We start from the raw sequence: 23,271 nt of genomic DNA, 5'->3' as shown, positions 1-23,271 counted from the left end.
TAATGACGCCACAATGCGTGCCAGGACCCCAGGAGATCAAAAGAAGTCCCCCATCGGCGAGGATAAAGCCCAAAGAAACCTCGCCACCGCCCTGAAGCGGGCCGAAGACAGGGTGCGGCGTCTTACCGAACTCGACAGGCGGCATGAGCTGTCGAAGAAAGAGCTCGAAAAAAGGACCCACGAACTCAACGAAAGGATCAAGGAACTCAACTGTCTCTATACCATATCGGGTATTGTCGAGAAGGAAGGGGCGACCCTGGACGAGATCCTGCAGAGGACCGTCGATATCGTCCCCGATGCATGGCAGTATCCCGATATCACCGCGAGCCGCATTACGCTGGGGGAGCGCTCCTACGTCAGCCGCGGCTTCGCGCGGACGCGGTGGAAACAATCACAGCGTATTGTCGTTCATGGGAAGGACGCCGGCTCGCTGGAGGTTTATTACCTGGAAAAAAGAACGACATCCGATGAGGGGCCTTTCCTCAAGGAGGAGAGGAGTCTTATCAATGTCATAGCCAAGCGCATAGGCGAGATCGTCGAGCGCAAGTTCGGCGAGGAGGCGCTCAAAGAGAGCGAATCGAAGAACCGTGCGCTTCTTGAGGCCATTCCCGACCTCATGTTCCAGATAGATGGTTCCGGGACGCTCCTGGGCTTGCATGTCGGTAATTTTACCGCCCTCAAGAGCATAGCCGGGAAGGTCATCGGGGGAAGCGTCTACTGTATATCAGACCAGGAGAGGTTCCTCCCCCGCAGGCTTCTGGACCAGGTCATGGTGTGCGTAAGACAGTCCATATCGACCCAGAAAGCGCAGATCTTTGAGCAGCACCTGTCTCTTGGCGGGGAAAAACGGGATTTCGAGGTCCGCATCGTCATGTCCGGTCCGAACAAAGCGCTGGGTATCGTGCGGGATACGACGAGGCGAAAACGCCTCGAGAGGGAGATTCTCGAGATAAGCGGCAGGGAGCAGCGAAGAATAGGCCAGGACCTTCATGACAGCCTCTGCCAGCACCTGGCGGGCATCGGTTTCATGGGGAAGGTGCTCGAGAAGAAGACCGCCACACAGCAGCCCATCAAGCCCGGGGATGTTCTCGAGATCGTCGGTCTTATCGACCAGGCCATAACGCTGACGCGGGGTTTCGCGCGCGGCCTTAACCCTGTGAGGATTGAGGTGGACGGGCTCATGATGGCCCTCATAGAACTGGCATCCAATGTGGAGCGTCTTTTTGGTATCACCTGCAGCTTCGTTTACGACAACCCCGTCCTCCTGAGCGACAACGCCGCGGCTACGCATCTTTACCGAATCGTCCAGGAGGCATTGAATAATGCCATAAAACATGGTAAGGCAGATAAGGTGACGATCGCCTTAAGGCAGGACGGCGAGGCCTGCATCCTGACCGTTGAGGACAACGGTGTGGGAATAGGCAGCGTCCCGGCCCATGGGAAGGGAATGGGGCTCAATATCATGCAGTACAGGGCTTCGGTGATCGGGGCCGTTCTGGAAATAAAGGGCCGCACCGAGGGCGGTACGCTGATACGCTGCACCTTTTTGAACAGGCACGGGGCTGAATAAGGGCGGCGGACCCGTATCTCGCGTTGCATGGGAGGATGTCCGTGACTAAAAGAAAGATCCTGATCGTTGATGACCACCCCATTCTGCGGAAGGGATTGACCCTGCTGATCAACCAGGAGTCCGACCTTGTCGTATGCGCCGAGGCGGAGAATGCCCAGATGGCCCTGGAGTCCATCGAGAAGGTCGTCCCCGACATGGCGATAGTGGACATCTCGCTGCCCGGCATCGATGGGATCGAACTCATCAAGGAAATCAGGCTTCGCCACAAGGACATGGCGGTCCTCGTGGTTTCCATGCATGACGAGACACTTTACGCGGAACGGTCGCTGCGGGCCGGAGCGCGGGGTTACATCATGAAACAGGAAGCGCTTGAAAAGGTGCTGGTCGCCATCAGAAAGGTCCTCGACGGCGAGATCTTCGTCAGTGACCGCATTACGACCAAAATGCTCGAGAAATTCGTGTCCGTCGAGGGGGTCAGTCAGGGCGCCTCGCCGATCGATCTCCTGAGCAACCGTGAACTGACCGTTTTCCGGCTCATCGGGCAGGGGAACAAGACCCGTGAGATAGCCGAACGACTCCACCTCAGCATCAAGACCGTCGAATCCTATCGGGCCCATATCAAGGAAAAACTGAAGCTCGCCGACGGAACAGACCTCCTCAAGTATGCGATCCAATGGGTCCAGAGCGCTTCCTGAAATAGGGGGTGACAACCTGAAAACCTCGGGTTTTTGCCTGACCCTGAGCTATCCCATTATTTTTCACAAATCCCCTCATACCGACAGGTTCGATGGTGATACCTTGCAAACCACTTGCAGTAAAGGAGATGCGTTTCCTACCGGGGATACCACTATGGGTATGATAGGGTTAACCCTGATGGCAAAAACATCTTCTCCCCGATTGTAAAACCTGCTTTTATCGGGTTTTATATACCAGTTTTTTCTCATACCGGCAGAAGGAGAAAACCGAAAGATATGAAAAAGGGAGTCGTCTTCCTGCAACGAGGGAATGCGGAGGGTGTAAAGGCCCCGACATTTGTCTGCCGGCCTTTTGGAGGCATAGATCTGTTGAATGCCAGGAAGAGGATCCAAAAAAACACGAGAGCGCGGAGGATTGTTTTATGTCAGTGACCAGCGAAATACTAGAAAAAATAAAGAAACAGGATCCTTATGAATTTGAGTTCCACCAGGCCGCCGAGGAAGTTCTGGAGTGCCTTGAGCCCACGGCGAAGAGACACCCGGAGTTTGTCAAGGCAAAGATATACGAAAGGATCGTCGAGCCCGACCGGGTGGTGATGTTTCGCGTGCCCTGGGTGGATGACAGGGGAGACCTGCAGATAAACAGGGGTTACCGCATCCAGTATAACAACGCCATCGGTCCCTACAAGGGCGGTACGCGCTTCCATCCCTCGGTCAATCTGGGCATTCTCAAATTTCTCGGGTTCGAGCAGATATTCAAGAACTCCCTTACGACGCTTGCCATGGGGGGCGCCAAGGGCGGCAGTGATTTCGACCCCAAGGGGAAATCGGACAATGAAGTGATGCGATTCTGCCACGCGTACATGCTTGAGCTCTTCAGGCATATCGGTCCCGACTGTGACGTGCCCGCGGGTGATATCGGTGTAGGCGGCCGGGAGATCGGCTATATGTACGGGATGTACAAGAAGATCATGAACGACCATACGGGCGTTCTCACGGGCAAGGGCCTGTCCTTCGGCGGGAGCCTCGTCAGGCCTGAGGCGACGGGATACGGCTGCGTATATTTCGCCGCAGAGATGCTTGCCACGAAAGGCCTCGACTTCAAGGGCAAGACGGTGGCAGTCAGCGGCTCCGGTAACGTAGCCCAGTTCGCCATCGAAAAGGTGAGCCAGCTTGGCGGGAAGGTCATTACCTTATGCGATTCCAGTTCGACGATCGTAGACGATCAGGGCATATCGGGCGACAAGTGCGGTTACATCATGGATCTTAAGAACGTCCAGAGGGGCAGGATAAGCGAATACGCCGATCGGTATGACGGCGCCGTCTGCTACATTGGCGAGAGCGTCTGGGATGTCATCAAGAGCCAGGGTATCAAGGTCGATATAGCACTGCCCTGCGCGACGCAGAACGAGATAGACGCGGGTCATGCCGAGGCGCTGGTGAAAAACGGCTGCATCTGCGTGGCGGAAGGCTCCAACATGCCAACAACGCCCGAGGCGGTCCGTATCTTCCAGGAGAAGGGCCTCCTGTTTGGCCCCGGGAAGGCCGCGAACGCCGGCGGCGTTGCCACGTCGGGTCTCGAGATGTCCCAGAACAGCATGAGGCTTGCATGGACACGCGAAGAGGTTGATGCCAGACTCCTGGGCATCATGAAGAGCATCCACAGGTCCTGTCTTGATGCGGCCGAGATGTACGGCAAGAAGGGCGACTACGTCTTCGGCGCCAATGTGGCCGGTTTCCTCAAGGTCGCAAATTCAATGCTGGCCTACGGTTATGTATGATAGAGTGTAGAAGCTTCAACATATGAAGCTTTGCTGGTCAAAGATTTCGACGGAGGGGATGGATGAACGGGACAGCGTTCTTCATTCCCTCCGTTCTTGATAAGTCAGGCGCCCCCGCGGTTCTTCCGGCGTCGTTTCCCGTTTCGGCCGTCAGAGGACGGGTCTTACTTGCCGCCCCCGGTAAAAGTCTCCCATTCACCGCGGCCCTTGAGAACATCCCTGAAAACTTCGAGGGCCTTGTTCACGAGCGGCATCCCTCCATAGGGTGCGAGCTGGAAGAAGACCTCGGCCAGTTTCCTGGGGTCGCATCCCACATTGAGGGCGGCATTGACATGGAGCTTCAGTTCATCGGCCGCACCGAGTGCGGCGAGCATGGCGCAGGCGGCCATCTGTCGCTCCGGCAGGGTAAGGACCGTTCGTGAATAAAGATTCCCCGTGATGAACATGGAGAGGTCGTTGGCCAGATCCTTGTCGAACTCCTTCCATGTCAGGTAGGGAGGATCCATTTTGATCCCTCCGGTCCACAGTTTTTTTGCGGTCTCCTGGGTCCTTTTCTTTATCTCGTCGTTCACTGTCTTCCTCCATTCATCACGTTTTTGTATCACGCATGTTTCCCCTGCGTCAAGGGTTGGACGTCTTTATTTTATAGCGCGAAAATGCTACTATAGGTGCGTTGATCATAGCAAAAGGAGGACTTAATGAGAAGAGCCTTTTTATACGGGGTCATTGCTCTGGCGATGATGATGTTCACAGGCTGCGGCTACAATACGATCCAGCGAAACGATGAAGCCGTGAAGGCGGCATGGGGAGACGTGGAGGCTACATACCAGAGGCGCAACGACCTGGTACCCAACCTCGTGGAGACGGTGAAGGCCTATGCCAAGCATGAGAGCGAGACCCTTCAGGCCGTAACGGAGGCCCGGGCAAAGGTGGGATCCGCCCAGGTCTCGAAGGACATGATCGGCAATCCTCAGGCGATGGCACAATTCCAGCAGGCGCAGGCATCGATGGGGGGAGCCCTGTCGCGGCTCCTTCTTGTCGTCGAGCGATATCCCGACCTCAAGGCCAGTCAGAACTTCCGGGACCTTCAGAACCAGCTCGAGGGTACCGAGAACAGGATAAACGTGGCGCGTACCCGGTACAACAAGGCGGTTCAGGAGTTCAACACATCCATCCGGACCTTCCCAAACAATCTGACAAATATGTTCATCCTCAAACTTCCGCAGAAGGAGGCGTTCAAAGCTGAGGCTGGGGCTGAAAAAGCGCCAAAAGTGAAGTTCTGACAGGTGGACCATTGTTGAAAGAAGCCTACGGGAACAACAGGGACAAAAGACATCGGGACAGGGGTAGCGCGGGATACGCGGTCTTCCTCTTCGCCGTGTGGATGATATTCCTGACCGGAACCGGCGCCCACGCGCTTGACGTCCCGCCTTTGAAAGGACGGGTCAACGACTATGCAAACATAATATCCCCGGTTGTTCGCGCCCAACTCGAGAAGGAACTCAAGAACTTTGAAGAGTCGGATTCCACGCAGATGGTCATTCTTACCATGGCGTCTCTCGAGGGCGAACCTATCGAAGAGTTTTCCATGAAGGTTGCCGAGACGTGGAAGATCGGTCAGAAGGGAAAGGATAATGGCGCTATCCTTCTGGTCGCCAAGAATGATCGTAAGACGCGCATCGAGGTCGGCCGGGGCCTCGAAGGGAAGCTGACGGACCTGACGGCCGGGCGGATCGTGCAGCTCGTCATCAATCCGCAGTTCAAGCGCGGCGATTTTGACGGAGGTTTTTCCTCAGGGGTCCGCGCAATGATAGATGCAACCCGGGGTGAATTCAAAGCCGATAGTGCAAGGCCGCGGGGTGCCCGGAAGAGGGGTCTTTCATCGGTCTTTCCTCTTCTCATCTTTGGAGCCACATTTCTGTTGGTTCTCGGAAGGATCTCCCGCATTCTTGGCGGCGGCGCCGGCCTGATAGGCTTTTCGGCGATAGGGGCCCTGGTGGGTCTATCCCTGCTGACATCGGTTCTCCTTGGCATTTTCGGTCTCGTCCTTGGTGTTTTCCTTCCCTTCTTTTTCGGGGGGAGCTCCCGAGGCGGCGGCGGTTTCGGCCCCGGTGGATTTTGGACGGGCGGCGGGTTTTCCGGCGGAGGAGGATTTGACAGTGGCGGCGGTTTCGGCGGCGGCGGCGGCGGTTTCGGCGGCGGCGGGGCATCGGGGGACTGGTGATGAAGGCCTTACATTTTTTTTCTGACGCTGAAAAGGAGAGGATCAGGGAGGCAACCTCCTCGGCTGAATTGAGGACCATCGGCGAGATCGCCGTTATGGTCGTTGATGCGAGCAGCCGCTACCGGGAAGCGGAGGTCCTGGGGGCGATCACCCTTGGGAACGTTGCCGCATTTCTGATTGCCACTTTCTTTCTCCATGAATCGCTCCTGTGGTATATTCCCCTGACCTTCGTTTTCTTTCTTTTGTCCTGGCCGCTCTTCAGAAAGGTGCCTTTACTCAAGGTCCATTTCACCGGTGTCAAGCGCCGCCAGAGGGCGGTGCGGGACAGGGCTGTCAGGGCATTTTACGAAAAGGGTCTTTACAGGACGAGGGCGAACACGGGCGTTCTTTTTTTCATTTCACTCTTCGAAAGGAAAGTATGGGTCCTTGCCGATAAAGGGATCCACGAAAAGATCACCCAGGCCAGGCTCGACACATTGGCGAAGATGGTGTCTCGGGGAGTCAGGGAGAGAAATGCGGCAAATGCACTCGTTGAGGCGATAGGCGAGGCAGGACAGCTCCTTGAGGAACACTTCCCGATCGGGCGGGAGGGTGACACCAACGAACTGGCGGACGAGGTCATTATCGGCGCAAAACCGGATTGAGAGCGCGAGTCGCTTGAACGTCCGCGCCTTTTGAGGGATGGAAGGGAATGGGAGAGAATGTGCAGATATATCTCGCGCCGACGGAAACGATAGACAGCGAAAACGATCGTATCCGCCAAACGTCGCTGGGGCTTGCAGGGGGGCTTGCCGGCGATGTGCGCAAGGCGCAGGCGCTCTTCTATTTTGTTCGCGACGAGATCCATTACAATGTCTACATGCTTTCCACATTCCTGGAGGATTTCAGGGCGAGCGCCGTTCTTGAGAGAGGCAAGGGATATTGCGTCCAGAAGGCTGTTCTCCTTGCCGCCCTGGCGCGTGCGGCTGGTATTCCCTCCCGGCTTGCCTTCGCGAGGATCCGCAACCACAAGATGCCCGGGGAGCTTAAGGCCCAGACGGGTATCGAAGAATTCCCGAGCCACGGATACACCCAGCTTTTTGTCAACGGAAGATGGATGAGCGTCACCCCGGCGTTCGACAAGGGTCTTTGCGAAAAGCTTGGCGTGCCCGCCTGCGAGTTTGACGGGGAGAATGATGCTGTACTTGGCCCGGTGGACCTTTGCGGGAGTCCCTATGTGGAGTATATTGAAAAGTACGAACCCCATGCCGACCTGCCCTTTGACTGGCTCTACGGCAGGATCTCTCCCATCTGGGGCGAAAAACGCTCGTGGATAGATGAGAGCGCTTCCCGGGGCCATGTTATGCCGCTGTCGGGATACCGGTTCCCGTAAAGGAGGCTCACATCAAGCCGAAGAGCGGCTACTGCATAGGATGCGACAACAAGCACGGCTGTAAGTCGAGGACACCTCCCTGTGTCGACGAGATGACATCCCGCAACATTAATTCGGATTCGGGCAAACAATACCTCATTGAGCAGCACAGGACGGAGCTTTGCAAGGACTGTCCCTTTCTGCGCTCCTGCTGGACCATGGAAGACTACAAGAAAGTGGCAGGCTGGCGAGGGACGTGAGATTTGAGCCTGAAAGCTGAAACCCTCTATCTTTCCAACACCTCCCGGACCTTCCGGGATAACACGGCGATATTATATGGTTTCTGAATGAATCCGGTGCATCCTTTACCCATGATCAGCCGCGCTTCGTTGTCCATGCTGTAGCCGCTTGAGAGCAGCACCTTTGCCGAGGGGTCTAAGCTCCTGATGCGATCGAAGGTCTGGCTCCCCGATAATTTCGGCATGATCATGTCGACCATGATGAGATCGATACCGTTCATCCTGTCTTTGAAAAAAGAGACGGCATCCGACCCGCTGTCCATTGCGTGCACGGTGTAGCCGAGAGACTCAAGCATCCTCTTGGTGACGACAAGAACCGTCTGTTCATCATCGACAAGGAGGATCGTTTCTGAACCCCCTACGGCCTTCGGCATCGCCCGTTTTCCCCGAAGGACCTTTTTCCCGGATGTCGGAAAATAGAGAGTGAATGTCGTGCCCTGACCGGGTTTGCTCCTGACATCGACAAGGCCCTTATGGCCTTTCATGATCCCATAGACCATCGCGAGCCCCAGGCCCGTGCCCCTCCCCATCTCTTTCGTTGTGAAGAAGGGGTCGAATACCCGTTTCATCGTCTCCTCCTCCATCCCCATTCCCGTATCTGCAATGCTGACCCTCACGTATTCACCGGGAGGGATGCCATGAAGGGCCCCATAATTGCCGTCGATGACCGCGTTGGCGGTTTCCAGGTGTATCTCTCCCCCGGCAGGCATGGCGTGCCACGCATTCATGTAGAGATTGAGAAGGACCTGTTCTATTTGGCCCCGGTCGACGTTGGCGGACCACAGGTCCCTTTCATATTTTGCGCGTATGGTCAGTTCCTTTCTTGTCCTGTGGAACATGGAGGAGCTCTCGCGAACGATCTCGTTCATGTCAACGGGTCTGATCTCGTATCCGCCCGCCCGGGCGAATCCCAGAAGCTGCCGCGTAAGGTTGGATGCGCTCTTGACCTGTTCCTCGATGGACCTGAGACGTTCGTAGTCGGGATGGCTCGGACTCTCTGCTTTTTCCGCCATCATTATCGAAGCATATCCCTGGATCCCCATGAGAATGTTGTTGAAGTCGTGGGCAATGCCGCCGGCGAGAGTACCGATGGCCTCAAGCTTCTTGGCCTGAAGGAGCTGGGATTCAAGATGCTTGCGGTCCGTGATATCCTGGATGATCCCAAAGACCACTTTTCTATCGCGGTCATACTCCGCCACGGAGTGGATGTCCGCTATCTGGCCGGTGTCGGGACGTTTTATCCTGAACTCCACGTCGTAGGGGCGCCCCTCCCCGATAAGGCCGTTCAGGGCTTCGTCGAGCATCTGCCGATATTTGGGAAGGGGTATTCTCTTTATATCGGGGATGGCTAATGCCCTCTTGCCGACTCCGAAGATCCTTCGGGCCCCGATTGACATGAAGACGGCCTCTGTCTCCATATGGAATTCCCAGTTGCCTGAGCGCGAAATGATCTCGGCCCGGGACAGACGGTCCCTGCTGATGGCAAGTTGTTCCTCCATTGATTTGCGTGCAGTGATCTCCGTGATCATGGCGCACATGCCGGTCACAGCGCCATTCTGGTCGCGCAATGGGAATTTGATGGAAATAAAAAATCTTTGTCCGCGGTCATCCTCGAGGATCTCCTCTTTTTCCACCACCGATCCCGATCCCATGACCTCCAGGTCGTTCAGGCGAAAGTGTTTCCCCGTCGGTCCGGGGAAAAGCTCTTCGTCTGTCCTGCCGATGGTGTTGTGACGGGTGAGCCCCGTCACTTCCTCCCATTTGCGGTTCACCATTTCGTAGCGCCCGTCACGGTCCTTAACGCAGATGAGTGCGCCGCTGTTCTCGATCATATCCGACAGCAGGGCGCGGCTCTTGCGCAGTTCCTCTTCGGCGAGTCTGCGCTCGGTGATGTCGCGGACTATGCCGGCCACGCCGGCGACCGCGCCTTTGATGAGGAAGGGAAATTTGTAGGTCTCGTAGAACTTGTCTTCGACGGGTTCGGTGGCTATCACGGTCCTTTTTTCGCTGATAGCCAGGCGATCGCTTTGCTGGCAGACGGCGGCGGCGTCCTCGGGCATGAGATCGAAATCGCTCTTTCCGATGATGTCGGCCTCGGTAAGCCCGAAGAACTGTGCGTTTGCCAGGTTGACGAGCTGGTATCTTAGATCGAGGTTCTTGAGGAAGAAAAAATCGGGCCCTGCGTCGATAAGCAGGCGCAACTGCTCCAGGGAGGATCTCAGTTCTTCCCCGGCCCCTCTGTGTTGGGCCTCAGACCGCTCCAGTTCACGTATCCTGCTCTTCAGGAGAGATATCTCCCGGGTCAATTCCTGTATCGTCTTCAATGGGTTCCTCATCCCCCTTCCAATACTAATAGATATGTCGCCACTATATCAATACACAATCCGCAGGAACCACACCGAAATTATGACGCCGATGGAAAGGTCTTCAATGTATTGTCCCGGTACCGATCTCGGGGTTCAAAGTGTTCTTTCAGGCATGATGGAAGGAGACCTCGCGATACATGGACTCGATGGCGGCGGCGTCGAGGCGGTAGAAATCGCGCTCCATGGGTGTGACTATGATGCCCGCCATTTCCATGACGGCCGGGCTTACGAGGACCCGTTCCTCATCTTCCCTGTAAAAGGCCGCCGGGCGATGGGCGCGGCGCGGGAAGACAAGAAGGCGCCACCCTTTTCCGTCAAAAGAGGCGGCTGCGTTCAGCATAGGTTCCTCGTCGGCTCTCTCTGTGGAGGTCGAGGCATTCTTCAGGCTTTGCATGTAGTCCCTGAAGGCGGCTGCGACAAGGGGGGTTTCATCCCCTTCGATAAGTACGACCTCACGGCCGAAACCAGACGCCCTGAGGACAGGGACGCGGGAGGCCCGGACCCGGGGACTTATGGAGATGAGGTCCCTCTTCGCGTCGAGTTCCTGCTCGATGGGCATCTTTCCCGAGGGCACTGCCTGAAAGTGGAGATGGTCGGGGGCTGACGCCCCGCAGCGGGGGCCGTTGTAGAGGGTTGTGAAGCCGCGTCCGAGGTCCGCCGCTATCTGCAGGAACATTTCAATATGGTCGCTGATAGCCTGAGGGCGATGGCTCAGGTGCGCTATGGTGAGGTGAAAGGGCAATGCGGGTCTGGGGTTTCCCAGGATCAGGAACTGACCCCGGTAGATGATGCCTTTCTGTTCGGCAGGCAGGTTGGCGAGGCACAGGAAACAGGGCCGTTGACTGATCTCCGGGGGGCTTACAGCGGCCATCGTGTTAACGGCCCTGCCGGGATTGAATACGAGGCGGACCGAGAACCCGTCGCACCTGATGTCCCGCGACCTGACGCTGCCGAGGGAATCGTAAGCATGTTTCAACTCCGGCCAGGATGCTTGCTGTTCGGAAAGAAGTCCCCGGCAGAGATCCTCGAGACGTTGAGGACCGTTCCCGTCGAAGCTCGCATAGACGCGGTCCTTTATCTCACCCGTCACGGATGGGGGTCTCCCCCGGCCAGTTCCTGCCGCTTGAGGATCTCCTCGGTGCGGAGCGAGTCCTTGAAAGTGTCGTTCCTGTTGGAAGCCTCCACGTCAAGCGCCGCGTCCGTGTTGCCCTGCCAGCGCCGGCACAGGTAAAGGCTTTCATAGATCCTGCCGATCCTGTATTCCCGGGATATTCTCAGCGCCGCGGCGTAGTCCTCCCCATAACTTACATTGAGAAAGCCTGTACGGCGAATGGCTGTCGTGGAGAAGGCCCGGGGAGCCCCGAGGCCATTGACCCTGAGGGCATTGTTGTGGCCGTTCTCGCTCGTCCATTCGCGGTGGTCGATCAATCCGGGAGGTATCTGTTCCAAGCGCTCGTTAACGATGGTATAGGAGCCGACGACCATCGCGTAGCTCCCGTCGCGGATCGCATCCACGATGGTCTCGAGGACAAGGTGATTCTCGTAGAGGTCATCGGAATCGAGTTGGACCGCATAGCGGCCGCAGGCATGGTCCATGATGCCCATATTCCAGCATCCGCCTATCCCCAGGTCTTTCCGGGAGGGGATGATGTGCCGTATCGCCGGGTTCTTGCCGGCTATGTCGGCGACTATCTCCGTGGTCCCGTCCGTCGAATGATTGTCGATGACGAGAATGTTGAATGTGAAGTCCGTTTCCTGTGAGAGGGCGCTGTTGAGGGCATCGGCTATGGTTTTCCTTCGGTTTTTTACGGGGATTATTACGGAGGCCCTGACGGGAAAAGGCTCTGCCGGTTCTTCCATTTCTTTGAGCCTCTCCGGAGGCAGGTATGCACCGATCCTTTTGAGGTGGTCGGTGAAGACTGCCTCCATTTCCTTCTGAAGGGGTTGATTGCGGGGATCGACGTAGGCAAAGTGCACCTCGCCGGGAGGACCCCCCGTATGAGTTACGACGCTGTAAAGCGGTTCTGCGACGTGATGGATGCCGTGGTCCATGGAAATCTTCAGCCTGACGTCGTACAGGGCGGCATGCCGAAGCGGCGGGGTGCGGCCGTATCTCCGAAGTGCGTCGCGGATGATGGAGGTGTTCAGGAGCGCAAGGGCACCAAAGTTGAAGTCATCGCGGACGCTGCCCGGCTGGTAGTCGATGAGGGGATGAAGCGTCTTCCCCCTCCCCGTATCATCGTAGAAGTCAGAATAGGTGGTTCCCGCGCCTGATGATCGTGCGGCCCCGATCAATCTCTCCAGCGCTCCTGTCCCGGCGAGCATGGGGATCGAACTGGGGATGAAGAGAAGGTATTCCGTTGCAGCCTTTGCCAGGATTCTTTCAAAGGTCTCCCGGGACGCAAAGGGGCCCGTATCGATAACGGTGCATCGGGGAAGGATGTCCGGTATGGGTTCGCGGGACACGATCAGGACCTCTTCGATGAGATCCGAACCGGCCAGACTCCTCAAGGCCGGCAGGAAAAGGGGCCCCGCGGTGCGGGTGCAGACAGCGGTGATCGGTTTCATGCGTGCCATATCCTACCACGGAAAAGACGGTAAAGAAAACAGGAAAGGCGGTGCAGAATGCACGATGCGGGATGAGAAGAAAGGGAGAAGATCCTGTCCTGCTTATGTGTGGTAATACGGTCTATATAAGCTGTATATGGCATACAACGGTGTTAATACAACCTATACAATATGGGAACACCATATTGTATAGGTTGTCAGCCAAGGGCCAGTTTGCATTCCGCCGTCAGGACGCCAAGGGTGGGGAGGGAGGGGATGCGGGAGGCCGCCATATCGAGATTGTGAAGGCCGGCGGGGATGTGATCGAGAAAGCTTGCAAGACCTTTCGTCCTGCCCAGGAAACCGTAGGCGCCCAGCGCCTGCATGAGGCGCTCCACCGATGCCTCCCAGAAGGCCTTCTGAAAGGCATCCCAGTCGAGTTCCTGGGATGAGAGGACGTAATAGAATGACAGGAGGTCCTCCCTTTCCTCCGGGGTCAGTGATACATAGGGATCGCACAGGAGGGAACCCAGATCATAAAAGGGATTTCCCAACCGCATGCCCTGGAAGTCAATAAAGTACGGCTCCGAATCGCGGATCATGACGTTTTGCGACTGGAGGTCGCGATGGATGAGGCAGCGCTCCATGGAGCCCAGTTCGTCTGTCAGTCCTGCAAGCTCCGATCTCAGCTTTGATTCGAAGGCGGGTTCAAGGACTATATCGCAGCAGTCCTTCACGAAATGCTCGAGGAAATAATTCTGTTCAAAGAGATAGAGGTGAGGTCCGAAACCCTCCATGAGGCTTACGTCCTGGGAGGGGAAGTGTTTCTCCGATATGGCGTGGAGCCTTTTCGCCGCACCGAGGGTCTTCTGGTAAAGCGTGCGCCTCGTGGGCCAGTCGTGCCCGGCGAAGGCATGGAGGTCCTCGTTGCCCAGATCTTCCATTGCCATGAGGTGACTCGCGCGGTCATGAAAGATCATTGCCGGAACGGGGATGCGAATGCCCTTGAGATAAAGGGCTATATCGGCATAAAAGGTGTTTTCCGTTCTCTTTGCATCGTAATCGATGATGATGACCGATCTGCCGTCCCCCCAGGAGAAACGGTAGAACACCCGGTCGGAGCCCCGGGCGGTAAGAGGCGCAATGGTCGCCGGGCTCGACGGGCCGAGGCCGGTAGCTTTGCGGGCAAAGGCCATTATATTGTCAAAATCGTTCATTCTCATGTCCTCGCTGGTCCCTGTTTCATGTGAGTGTCCATTCTTTGATAGACCTCGGCGGATCCTATGTCGTGCCACTGACCTTCGTCGATGATGAGGCCCCTTATGGAACCCGGCAGCGCGGTGATCCGTCGTAGAAAGACGTCAACCACGGATTCTATTCTTCCCGGTTCCATGTGGGAAAGGAGTGACGTCTCCACAGCATAGATGCCCGTGAAAAGACATTGTGCGACCCCCTGCTTTGCCAGCGTATGCCGCATGTCGCATATCGCGCCGGAGCCATCGATATCTACATTGAGCAAAGGCCCTTCGCTTCGCAGGAGAAGGGTTGCGTCGGGACGGTCTGCCTCGTGGGTCGCGATGAGTCCGCCGAGAGGTATGTCGGCGAGGACGTCACCGTTGTAGCAGAGGATCGCCTCATCCCCGCTGAGAAGGCCCTCGATATTCTTGAGCCCCCCGGCGGTATCCAAAAGGACGGGTTCGTGGCTGAAGACGATGGGGATGTCCCTCCAGTGACCGTCGGGAAAGGTCTGGGCATAAACCTGGGGTTGATGATGAGTGTTCACTATGAACCGTTCTATTCCGGCCCTGATGAGGTGGTCCATTGCATATGTGATGATGGGGCGGCCGTTCAAGTGAAGAAGCGGTTTTGGGCGGTGTTCTGTAAGCGGCCGCAGTCGCGTCCCCAGTCCCGCACCGAGTATGAAGGCTGTTTTGAACCGTCTTTTTACCATGGTGTGTAGAAATCTCTCATCATGCTCTTCAGTATATCTTCTTTATCTCTGCGCCGGTAAAATAGTGTTTCAGTATCTGCGGCGCCGTAAATCCTTTGCTTGCCATGACCGCGGCGCCGATCTGGCAAAGGCCCACGCCGTGGCCCCACCCGGCCCCGTCGAGGATGAACCCGTCGGGCGGGCCATCGGACGGACCCTTCACGGAGACGACAAAGGCGCTGCTGTAAAGGTGGCTCGGCGAGAGCCATCTGCGTATCTCCAGTTCCTTTCCTATGACGACACTTTCTTTCGTTCCGGTGATCCTGAGTCGGCGGATGCGCCCCGACGGTCCTCTTTCGAGGGGTATTATATCGAGGAGTGTGCCGGGGTCGATTCCCGATTTTTGCCTGATGATATCTTCCAGTTCCCTGCGGGAATACTCCACCTTCCAACGGAAGAAGTTCGTTGTCTCCTGGTCGAAACCAGGGAGTATCTCGGAAAGGAGCGCGGTGTCTTTCGTGTTGCAGTAGGCATTGGGGGACGAGAACACCCAGCGGGTCGCCGCTTCCTCGGACATGGCGGGGCTCAAGGCGTTCGGAGAGTCGGCGATGCTGACGAGGTAAGGGACGCGTATATCCTCCCATGCCGTTTCGTAATTTTCCGTGAGACCCCCGCAGGCCTTGTAGTATCGGGCATCGCAAACCCTGTTTTCGTAGGACAGGATGAGCCCCCTCGTTTCCTTCACCGCCCGCGCAGCCTCACCGGAGATGATCTTTGTGATTCCCTGGTACCGCTGGCAATGGTCGTCGGCGCAGACGTCGAAGATGTCGTGGTCTTCCCTGTTGTACCAGCGTATGAGCTCTCCCGGGCCGGAGACGTTCCTTGCCGGGGCCCCGGAAGCGTCCTTTCCGTCGAGTGACGCCATAAGCCAGCTCCGGGACATAATGGCATGGGCTTTCAGAAACTCACCCGGCGCCCGCCCGCTCATCTCCGAGGAGATGACGCTTACAAGATAGTTTTCGAGGGGGATCTCGTTGATGACGGCCATACTGCCGTCCTCGCGGGCCGTGAGGATGAGATCGCCTTCAAAGACCTGGTCCTCCTTGCGCTCCCAATGAAAGCGAATCCCGATGGTAACACCGAAGATCGTGAAGGTCGAGTTCCTGTGTGCTGTAAGCCTGATGGAGGGAGAACTGGTGATAAGACGCTGCCCTTCATCAAAAAGCGCTATTCCCGACGCGGCTGCCCTCGCGTGAAAGGGCCCCGACAGCAAGCCCGTTCCTTCGATGAAAAAGTCGCCATTAAGCCGGCCTGCCGCCTCCGGCTGTCTGTCCGCGATGCCAACGGTGATTCTCGGTTCTTGTACGCCGACGGTAACCATATCCCCCCGAAATGTGTTGATGTTTGTTTACATTATTACGTTTTCAGGGGGGTTGTCAATGAGTGCGGCCATTCTGTGGCGCCATGTTGTAATTGAAGCGCGACCATTGTTATAAGTGGCCTCCTGAAACCGCTTGATAGCCTCAAGAATTGTTTGATTATACCGACGACCATAAGGAAATGTCTGCTCCTCTTGCTGCCAAATGATCTCGCCTGAATGAAAGACTTGAGGATTGCCGGATAAAAGAGGGGGGTAACGACTGGGTTCACTCTCGCTGTGAATAGCGACATAGAGTGCAACCCCTGGTTCGACCGGTTCTTCGGTCCGTCCCTTCGGCCCTGCACCCAGGACTTTGCTGCTGGACTGCTCTTGAAAAAGCTTGCTTTCGCCCAGCCCCAGTTGAGAATCACGTGCAGTATGGCGACGACAGCAAAGGCAGGCCCGCCCCGCTCATGCATAATCTCGAACGCTTCGTCTGGGAGGAAATCACGAAAAATACCTGTCGCGATCTGGTTCACCAACAAGATACCGAGAATTGGATTCATGATCTTCAGTATGGTATTGCGTTTCATGGAGTTTCTCCTTCTTGTTCGGCTCATCCTCTTCCAGTAGGTCTTCCCTTCGATGAAGGTCTGGTGGGCGTTGTGGGCCAGCCTATCAAGGAGAGGGTTGGCCAGGAGCGGATCATCAAAGAGTCCCATCTATTCATCCAGGGGTCTTGAGCTCGTAATCACGGTTGAGGCCAGCTGGCACCGTTCAATAATTGCCTCGTACAGGTCTGGGGACGGAGCCGCTGATCAGAAACTGCTCCTGGATACCGTTGGGGCAGTCCCCGGGTTCTTCCTGAAAGCAACAGGTTTGATAAAACAGGAAGCATGCTCGCTTTCAAGCGGTAAATGACTCCTAACTTAATAAGCTCGTTGACATTTATCGAGTACCATAGCAGAATGGAACAAACATCCTGTACGAAGAGTTGGAAGCCAGAGGAGGTTATTGCAAAGATATAATATGAATGATTCATCCTTCCTCGGACTGGTTCAAAATGCCGCGCTGTTGCTGGCAGTGGCTTTCATCTTTGATGCGGCCGCGACCAAGTGGCACGCAGGCCAAACGTTGTTTAAGCAGGTGATTGTCGGTCTCGCTCTCGGTGCCATAGGCATCATCATCATGCTAACACCCTGGACATTCAAGCCTGGAATCGTGTTTGATACACGTTCGGTGCTGATCGGTATATCCGGACTTTTCTTCGGGTCATTTCCCGCCGTGATAACGATGGCGATGACAGCAGCTTTTCGTTTCTATCTTGGAGGGACAGGTATATGGACGGGTGTTGCCGTGATCCTTGTGTCAGGATTGACTGGAATCGCCTGGCGGTACTTTCGCCGCCGGTCCCTGGCCGAGATTTCCTGGGGCGAACTCTACCTTTTTGGCATGGTGATTCATTTGGCTATGTTGGCCACAATGTTCACGCTGCCCATGGATACAGCTCTGCGGGTGCTTTCAAACATCAGCCTGCCGGTCCTGGTGATCTATCCACTGGGAACCGCTTTGCTGGGAACATTGATGGCCAACCGGCTGCGCCGCGAACAGGCGGAGGATGAACGCAATAAATTGCTATCGTGGCAGCAGGGTGTCAACCTTCTCCAACAATCGCTTCTTGCGCCGGCTGCGCTTGAAGAAAAGCTCAGGGCTGTAACTGACAGCATTGTCAGTCTCTTCGGCGCCGATTTCAGTAGAATCTGGCTGATTCAGCCAGGTGATCTGTGCGAAAAGGGCTGCGTCCATGCGGACGTGCATGAGGGGCCGCATATCTGTCGTTATCGTGACCGGTGTCTGCATTTGCTGGCGAGTTCGGGCCGTTACACACATACAGACGGCAAGATTCACCGCCGCGTTCCCTTCGGTTGCTACAAGATCGGACGCGTCGCATCGGACGATGATCATAAGTTCCTCACAAACGACGTGCAGAATGATCCTCGGGTTCACGACCGCGAATGGGCACGGGAACTCGGACTCGTGTCCTTCGTGGGATACCAGCTGCGTGTTCCCGGCGGAAGGACGCTCGGGGTTCTGTCCCTCTTCGCTAAACACCCGATATCTTCCCCGGAAGACGCAATACTGGATGGGCTCAGCAGCACCGTCGCCCTGGTTATCCAGAGAGACATCGTTGAGAGGTCGCTTCTGAATAGCGAGGAAAAGCACCGACTCTTGTTTGACAGTGCCGGTGACGCGATCTTCATACACGACACACGAGCACGGATACTGGCAGTCAACCCGCTGGCCTGTGAACAGCTTGGCTACACCTATGAGGAGCTGATGTCCATGACGGTCGATCAGGTGGACTCACCGGGGGAAGCTTCGCACGCGCCGGACCGGATAGCCCGGTTGATGGATCAGGGTCACCTCACGTTTGAAACCGTGCATCAGCGCAAAGACGGTTCGCTCATTCAGATCGATGTGAGCGCGCAACGGATCACCTGGGATGGCCAGCCGGCGATGATGAGCATTTGTCGCGACATCACCTCCCGCAAACTCGCCGAAGAAGAGCTGAAACGGACCATGGAGAAGTTAAGAAAGAGCCTGGTGGGGACCATTCACGCAATGTCCTTAACGGTCGAGGCACGGGACCCCTATACTTCGGGCCACCAGATAAGGGTATCAAACCTTGCGCGAGTGATCGCCCAGGAGATGGGACTTCCGAATGATACCGTCGATACCATCCGTATGGCAGGCATCATCCATGACATAGGCAAGATATCGATACCCGCCGAGATCTTAAGCAAACCCGGTAAATTAACAGACATAGAATTCAGCCTCATCAAGGCCCATCCCCAATCGGGATACGACATAATCAAAAATACGGAATTACCGCATCCCATAGCCGAGATCGTTCTTCAGCACCATGAAAGGATGGACGGTTCAGGCTACCCCCGGGGATTAAAGGGTGGGCAGATCCTTCTCGAATCCCGGATCATCAGCGTGACCGATGTTGTTGAGGCCATGGCATCCCACCGTCCCTACAGGCCCGGCCTTGGTATCGATGCAGGTCTCGAAGAGATAGAGAAGAGCAAGGGCATCCTCTATGATGCCGATGCGGTTGACGCATGCCTTAGACTGTTCAGAGAGAAGGGGTTTAGTTTTAAAGCAACAAGGTTATAATTTGCTTTGTTTCTACCCGTAGTGATCAGTTCTCCAATTTATAGATTCTATCCGGGGGTAGGTGGAGCAAATATTTCCTTATGGTGGTCGGTATAATCAAATAGGTCTTGATATTATCAAGCACTTTCGGGAACCGATTCATAGCAGTGATCGCGCTTCAGCTATAACCTGCGCCTGAACCATTCGACGCTATTGTCGGGTCTTCCGCCCAATATCGACATATCTTGCCCTCCGAATTCTCCATCTTCATTGATGACAAGGTAGAAAGTCCTGTGATGCCGGATAGTTGATGAACGGCTTCGCGGCGGTATTGTTCTTGCTACGTAACCAATAACCAAAAGCTTTACGAATATGGACCGTCGGAGGGGTTATGAAAAAAACATTCTTGATCGTTCTTGCTTTTGCAGTTCTCATGGTGACCCTCGTGCCTGTCATCAGTGATGCCCGTGGCAGGTATCATCGCAGGCCCCATCATCATTATTCCCGCGGCTATCATTACGGCGCCGGATACGGCCTCATGGGAATGGCCGGCGGATTCATCGCCGGAACCATTGTGGGAAGCGCATTGTCCAGGCCCGGCCCGGTTTACGTGGTGCCTCCTCCTCCCCCCCCGCCGCCACGGGTATATTATTACTATCCCCCCCCTCACCAGGTATACGTCTATCCGTACTAGGACGCTGAAGGGCGGGCAAAACGGCGAGTTTGAAGAACACGCGTCTATCGGGGTAAGGCTCCTGCCCGATTCCCGCAGGTCATCGATCGCCTCAAAATCTCATTTGCTGTAAACTGCTTTACCGACGTACCCTTCCCGGAGAGGTAGCATAAGGAAGCCGCAAAGCCGAAAAACACCGGGAGGGTTTGCTTATGAAGACAAGATCCATCATGGTGCCCGGCGCCATCATTCTGGTATTTCTTCTTTTCGCATCGTCCGCGACGGCGCTGTGTGTGAAGGTATCGAAAGCCAACCTGAGGTCGGGCCCCGGAAAGAACCATGAAGTGGCGTGGCAGGTCTATATGTACATGCCGCTCGATAAGGTCGGGCAGTCTACGAACAAACTGTGGTATGCCGTCAGGGATAGCGACGGGGACACGTACTGGATTCATAAGAGCCTGGTAACCGGCAAGTACCGGTGCGCCGTCGTGAGTGTGGAGAGCGCACGGGTACGCAGGGGACCGGGAACGCGCTTCTCGACCGTCAAGGAAAGCCCGGCCCGCAAGTACTATACCTACAGGGTCATTTCCTCAAAAAAAGGGTGGCTGAAACTCCGGGACGAATGGGGCGATACAGGATGGATAAGAAAAGACCTCGTCTGGATAAGGTGATCATTAATTTCTTCCGGAAATGGGCAGGATCTGGCCGACATTTATGTGGGTGCAGCGCATGAACCAGCGCGGACGAGAAAGGTCACGTGGACGTAAGAGGTAAGGGCAAGGAGCAGATCGGTACGGTCGGTGTACAGGTTACGATCTTCGTGCAAGGATCATGGGGCAGTCCCGGTTGCTCGGACGGCAGATTCCCTGGCCTTGTGGGCAAGGTCGATGGATTGACCGAGGATGTTGAGGCAGAGGGCGGGGTTGTGAAAACCCATGCTGTTTTCGGCGGCGACAAAATCCCAGTACCACTGAGCTTTTCTCAGATCTTCTTTTGCCTTGTCCAGGTCCCCCTTGTTCACTTCTTTGGAGGCAATGGCCCTTGCGAGGGCCTCGTGGGTCTTTGAGATCGCCGTGCCCGCCGTGTGCTGCAGTTCCCATACGCTCTTCTGTGTTGCCTTCACCCGGTCAAGAAGCCATTTTGTCTCCTGGGGATGGCATCGCTGGCAGGACGCATCGGCGTGTTGCATAGGACTTGTCACCCAATGGGAGCTGTATTTTCTTCCTTTCTCCCGCATGTAGGGCATGTGGCAATCAGCGCAGGATATGCCGGCCCTGGCATGAGTGCCGCCGGAGAATATCTCGAACTCGGGATGCTGGGCCTTCAGCATCGTCGTCTGTGAATCGGGATGGACCCAGTCGCCTTCAAAGCCGCCCGGCTTTCCGCTGTAGAACGCATAGACCTGCTCTGGATGAAGCCCTTTGCCCCAGGGGAAGATCACGCGAGATGTTTCGGGTTCGAAATAATATTCGCTGTGGCACTGGCCGCAGACGTAGCTGCGCATCTCTTCTCTGGGTGCCTTCGTGACGTCGATGCCCTTTCTCTGCATGGCCTCGATAAAAGCCGGATTGACAACGCGCAGTTCCATGGTGGCTGGATTATGGCAATTCGCACAGGTGATGGCGTGTTTCATCTTCGCGAACAACTCTCCCAGGGGTTTCTTCGCGTAGGCCTGTCCCGAGTTCTTATAGATATCGATGATATGGGCCGATTTGCAGGTCATGCAGGCTCCCGGACTCTGGAGGGTGATCCGTTTGGACTCCTTGAGGTCGGTGAGGGCATAGGGATGTCCGCGGTCTTCCGTGTAATCCTTGCCGAAGGCCATGCCTTTGAAGTTCATGAGTATCTCGGGCTGCCTGAGGGAGTGCTGGAATTTCACGGAACCGCCGAAATCAGTGGGAGATGCGGACATCTCCAGGTTCCTCTGAAAACTCCCAAACTGGAGGGGGTAATGACGGCCCCAGACGGCAGGATCGTATTCCCCTTCGGGGATGGCTCTTACCTCTGACGTGTCCGAGGGTTTCAGAAAGAAGGAACGTACCGTTGCCACTCCCACAAGGATGAGGACGGCGGCGATCACAATAGCTGCAATCGATCCCCTATTCAAATCCAACTCCTCCCTGTTCCATGGGCCGTCCGTGGACGAGAAACCTGTGACACTTCATGCAGTCGACCGCGCCCTTTGCCATGGGCGTGCTCTCGACGGTGGAAAAATGACACCTCAGGCAGTTGGCGTTTGCTATCGTTCGTGCGTGACCCGTGAGCTTGATGGTGAAAGGGTATGTTCTCATGGTTTCTCCCGCCACGTCACGGATGCCCGCATAAGCCTTGTAGGCCACGGAGTAGGCGAGGCTGCCGCGGGGTACGTGGCACTCTATGCAGGCGAACTGCTTGTGTCTGGAAGCCTTCCAGGCGAAGTAATTGTTTTCCATGCTGTGGCATGAGCCGCAAAAGTAGGAGATCCCTCCAAAATGATAACCCGAAAAGATGGCGACCATAATGACGGCCCCGAGACAGGTCCCTATGCCGATGAGTCTCCAGACATGTCTCTTTATGACGGCATCAAAGTCGGCCCTCTCGCTGTCTTTTCGGGGAGGCATCTGTTTTCCTTGATCTGCTATGTCCAATAAAAACAGTTTAGTATGGAGGGGTATCCCCGTCAATCAAAAAGACCGTTTCAGGTTCCAGGGGAAACACAAAAAGCACCCGCGAATTTTTATTGTTTGTCTGAAACCTGAAACACGGAACCTGAAACCTTTCTTGTCCTTGACGAACCGAGTATTAGCAATATAATTGAGATATGGACTGTCTTCTGGATTGTGAGCGGGTAACGGTGCGTAAGCGCGCGGTCCTTTTGTTGAGGTGATTAGACGTCTAATTTACCCAGGAGGTGTTGTATGGCAGCAGTAAAACCGAAGGGGAAAAGCAAGGTCACCCGTAAGAAGACGCCAAGGGCCAGGAGTTCTGCTGTGGATAAGAGCTTCATGATGGCCTTGCAGGCGCTTGAAGAGATGGCGACAAGACAGATCGGCTCAGCCAAGGACCCATTTAAGACGGGGATCAGGATCGTCGGTGAAATAAAGAAGATGACACTGCGCCTCGAGAACGAGATAGAAGACGACTCAAGGTCGATGACCGAGGCCTACGATTCCGGACCCGGCGTGGTCGGCATGGGCATCGGGGTCTTATAGACCTGGACCCGATGCGTCGGGTCGGAAAGGCCGAAAGGTGACAGGTGAAACACGATGCCTGTCACGGTTCATTCAAACCTGGCAAAAGAGAGAAATGTTCTTCACGGATGCGCAGGGGGTTCCGT

At 55.7% G+C, this 23,271-nt stretch carries 21 protein-coding genes; 11 read left to right on the top strand and 10 right to left on the bottom strand.

What is annotated here, in order from left to right:
* Positions 1–13: 13 nt before the first annotated feature.
* The 3 genes from PHC90_04915 (at position 14) to gdhA (ending at position 4,046) form a co-directional block, all read left to right on the top strand.
* The gene (locus tag PHC90_04915) at positions 14–1,570 is read left to right on the top strand and encodes an ATP-binding protein (GenBank protein ID MDD3845684.1); all 1,557 of its coding nucleotides are present in this window, start codon (positions 14–16) and stop codon (positions 1,568–1,570) included.
* A gap of 41 nt (positions 1,571–1,611) precedes the next feature.
* Positions 1,612–2,265 carry a response regulator transcription factor gene (locus PHC90_04910; protein MDD3845683.1) on the top strand — a complete coding sequence of 218 codons (654 nt, stop codon included), beginning with the start codon at positions 1,612–1,614 and terminating at the stop codon, positions 2,263–2,265.
* Positions 2,266–2,687: 422 nt separating this feature from the next.
* Positions 2,688–4,046 (top strand): NADP-specific glutamate dehydrogenase, encoded by a 1,359-nt coding sequence (gdhA, locus tag PHC90_04905; GenBank protein MDD3845682.1) that lies wholly within the window; start codon positions 2,688–2,690, stop codon positions 4,044–4,046.
* Positions 4,047–4,210: 164 nt separating this feature from the next.
* Here gdhA and PHC90_04900 read toward each other — a convergent pair whose 3' ends face one another.
* Entirely contained in the window at positions 4,211–4,651 is a 441-nt protein-coding gene (locus tag PHC90_04900; GenBank protein MDD3845681.1) for a carboxymuconolactone decarboxylase family protein, read from the bottom strand.
* Positions 4,652–4,744: 93 nt separating this feature from the next.
* Between PHC90_04900 and PHC90_04895 the strand changes: the two genes are divergently transcribed.
* From PHC90_04895 to PHC90_04880, 4 genes are read left to right on the top strand one after another with little or no spacing between them, the layout of a single operon-like run.
* On the top strand, positions 4,745–5,329 hold the full coding sequence (locus tag PHC90_04895) for a LemA family protein (protein MDD3845680.1): 585 nt from the start codon (positions 4,745–4,747) through the stop codon (positions 5,327–5,329).
* A 14-nt stretch (positions 5,330–5,343) separates the two neighbouring features.
* Positions 5,344–6,270 carry a TPM domain-containing protein gene (locus PHC90_04890; GenBank protein MDD3845679.1) on the top strand — a complete coding sequence of 309 codons (927 nt, stop codon included), beginning with the start codon at positions 5,344–5,346 and terminating at the stop codon, positions 6,268–6,270.
* Positions 6,270–6,914 carry a TPM domain-containing protein gene (locus PHC90_04885; protein MDD3845678.1) on the top strand — a complete coding sequence of 215 codons (645 nt, stop codon included), beginning with the start codon at positions 6,270–6,272 and terminating at the stop codon, positions 6,912–6,914. The genes PHC90_04890 and PHC90_04885 overlap by 1 nt, the downstream gene beginning before the upstream one ends.
* Before the next feature lie 47 nt (positions 6,915–6,961).
* Positions 6,962–7,642, top strand: a complete 681-nt coding sequence (locus PHC90_04880; GenBank protein ID MDD3845677.1) for a transglutaminase family protein — start codon at positions 6,962–6,964, stop codon at positions 7,640–7,642.
* 265 nt (positions 7,643–7,907) lie between these two features.
* Here the strand turns inward: PHC90_04880 and PHC90_04875 are convergent, their stop codons facing one another.
* The 7 genes from PHC90_04875 to PHC90_04845 form a co-directional block, all read right to left on the bottom strand.
* Positions 7,908–10,244: a PAS domain-containing protein gene (locus tag PHC90_04875; protein ID MDD3845676.1), complete on the bottom strand. Its 2,337-nt coding sequence runs from the start codon at positions 10,242–10,244 to the stop codon at positions 7,908–7,910.
* A 148-nt stretch (positions 10,245–10,392) separates the two neighbouring features.
* The gene (locus tag PHC90_04870) at positions 10,393–11,376 is read right to left on the bottom strand and encodes a DUF4922 domain-containing protein (GenBank protein ID MDD3845675.1); all 984 of its coding nucleotides are present in this window, start codon (positions 11,374–11,376) and stop codon (positions 10,393–10,395) included.
* Positions 11,373–12,854, bottom strand: coding sequence for a glycosyltransferase family A protein (locus PHC90_04865; GenBank protein ID MDD3845674.1), 1,482 nt, complete (start codon positions 12,852–12,854; stop codon positions 11,373–11,375). Before PHC90_04865 ends, PHC90_04870 begins: the two co-directional genes overlap by 4 nt.
* 197 nt (positions 12,855–13,051) lie before the next feature.
* Positions 13,052–14,050 carry a phosphotransferase gene (locus PHC90_04860; protein MDD3845673.1) on the bottom strand — a complete coding sequence of 333 codons (999 nt, stop codon included), beginning with the start codon at positions 14,048–14,050 and terminating at the stop codon, positions 13,052–13,054.
* Between the two features lie 2 nt (positions 14,051–14,052).
* Positions 14,053–14,784: a sugar phosphate nucleotidyltransferase gene (locus PHC90_04855; protein MDD3845672.1), complete on the bottom strand. Its 732-nt coding sequence runs from the start codon at positions 14,782–14,784 to the stop codon at positions 14,053–14,055.
* 28 nt (positions 14,785–14,812) lie between these two features.
* Entirely contained in the window at positions 14,813–16,144 is a 1,332-nt protein-coding gene (locus tag PHC90_04850; GenBank protein ID MDD3845671.1) for a SpoIID/LytB domain-containing protein, read from the bottom strand.
* A gap of 35 nt (positions 16,145–16,179) precedes the next feature.
* Positions 16,180–16,845: a hypothetical protein gene (locus PHC90_04845; GenBank protein MDD3845670.1), complete on the bottom strand. Its 666-nt coding sequence runs from the start codon at positions 16,843–16,845 to the stop codon at positions 16,180–16,182.
* A 307-nt stretch (positions 16,846–17,152) separates the two neighbouring features.
* Between PHC90_04845 and PHC90_04840 the strand changes: the two genes are divergently transcribed.
* The 3 genes from PHC90_04840 (at position 17,153) to PHC90_04830 (ending at position 20,626) form a co-directional block, all read left to right on the top strand.
* Complete coding sequence (locus PHC90_04840; protein ID MDD3845669.1) at positions 17,153–19,303, top strand: LytS/YhcK type 5TM receptor domain-containing protein; 2,151 nt, start codon at positions 17,153–17,155, stop codon at positions 19,301–19,303.
* A 370-nt stretch (positions 19,304–19,673) separates the two neighbouring features.
* Complete coding sequence (locus PHC90_04835) at positions 19,674–19,976, top strand: hypothetical protein (protein ID MDD3845668.1); 303 nt, start codon at positions 19,674–19,676, stop codon at positions 19,974–19,976.
* A 191-nt stretch (positions 19,977–20,167) separates the two neighbouring features.
* Positions 20,168–20,626 (top strand): SH3 domain-containing protein, encoded by a 459-nt coding sequence (locus PHC90_04830; GenBank protein ID MDD3845667.1) that lies wholly within the window; start codon positions 20,168–20,170, stop codon positions 20,624–20,626.
* Positions 20,627–20,784: 158 nt separating this feature from the next.
* Here PHC90_04830 and PHC90_04825 read toward each other — a convergent pair whose 3' ends face one another.
* Both PHC90_04825 and PHC90_04820 read right to left on the bottom strand, forming a co-directional pair.
* Positions 20,785–22,062 carry an ammonia-forming cytochrome c nitrite reductase subunit c552 gene (locus PHC90_04825; GenBank protein MDD3845666.1) on the bottom strand — a complete coding sequence of 426 codons (1,278 nt, stop codon included), beginning with the start codon at positions 22,060–22,062 and terminating at the stop codon, positions 20,785–20,787.
* On the bottom strand, positions 22,055–22,555 hold the full coding sequence (locus PHC90_04820; protein ID MDD3845665.1) for a NapC/NirT family cytochrome c: 501 nt from the start codon (positions 22,553–22,555) through the stop codon (positions 22,055–22,057). The genes PHC90_04825 and PHC90_04820 overlap by 8 nt, the downstream gene beginning before the upstream one ends.
* 297 nt (positions 22,556–22,852) lie before the next feature.
* On the opposite strand from PHC90_04820, the gene PHC90_04815 reads away from it, so the two are divergent.
* Entirely contained in the window at positions 22,853–23,146 is a 294-nt protein-coding gene (locus PHC90_04815; protein MDD3845664.1) for a hypothetical protein, read from the top strand.
* The last annotated feature ends 125 nt before the right edge of the window (positions 23,147–23,271 follow it).

It is taken from the genome of Syntrophorhabdaceae bacterium (assembly GCA_028698615.1).
In the GTDB taxonomy this organism is placed as follows: Bacteria; Desulfobacterota; Syntrophorhabdia; order Syntrophorhabdales; family Syntrophorhabdaceae; genus Delta-02.
The sequence above is the reverse complement of the archived record's forward strand: the minus strand, read 5'-3'. Positions and strand labels throughout refer to the sequence as shown.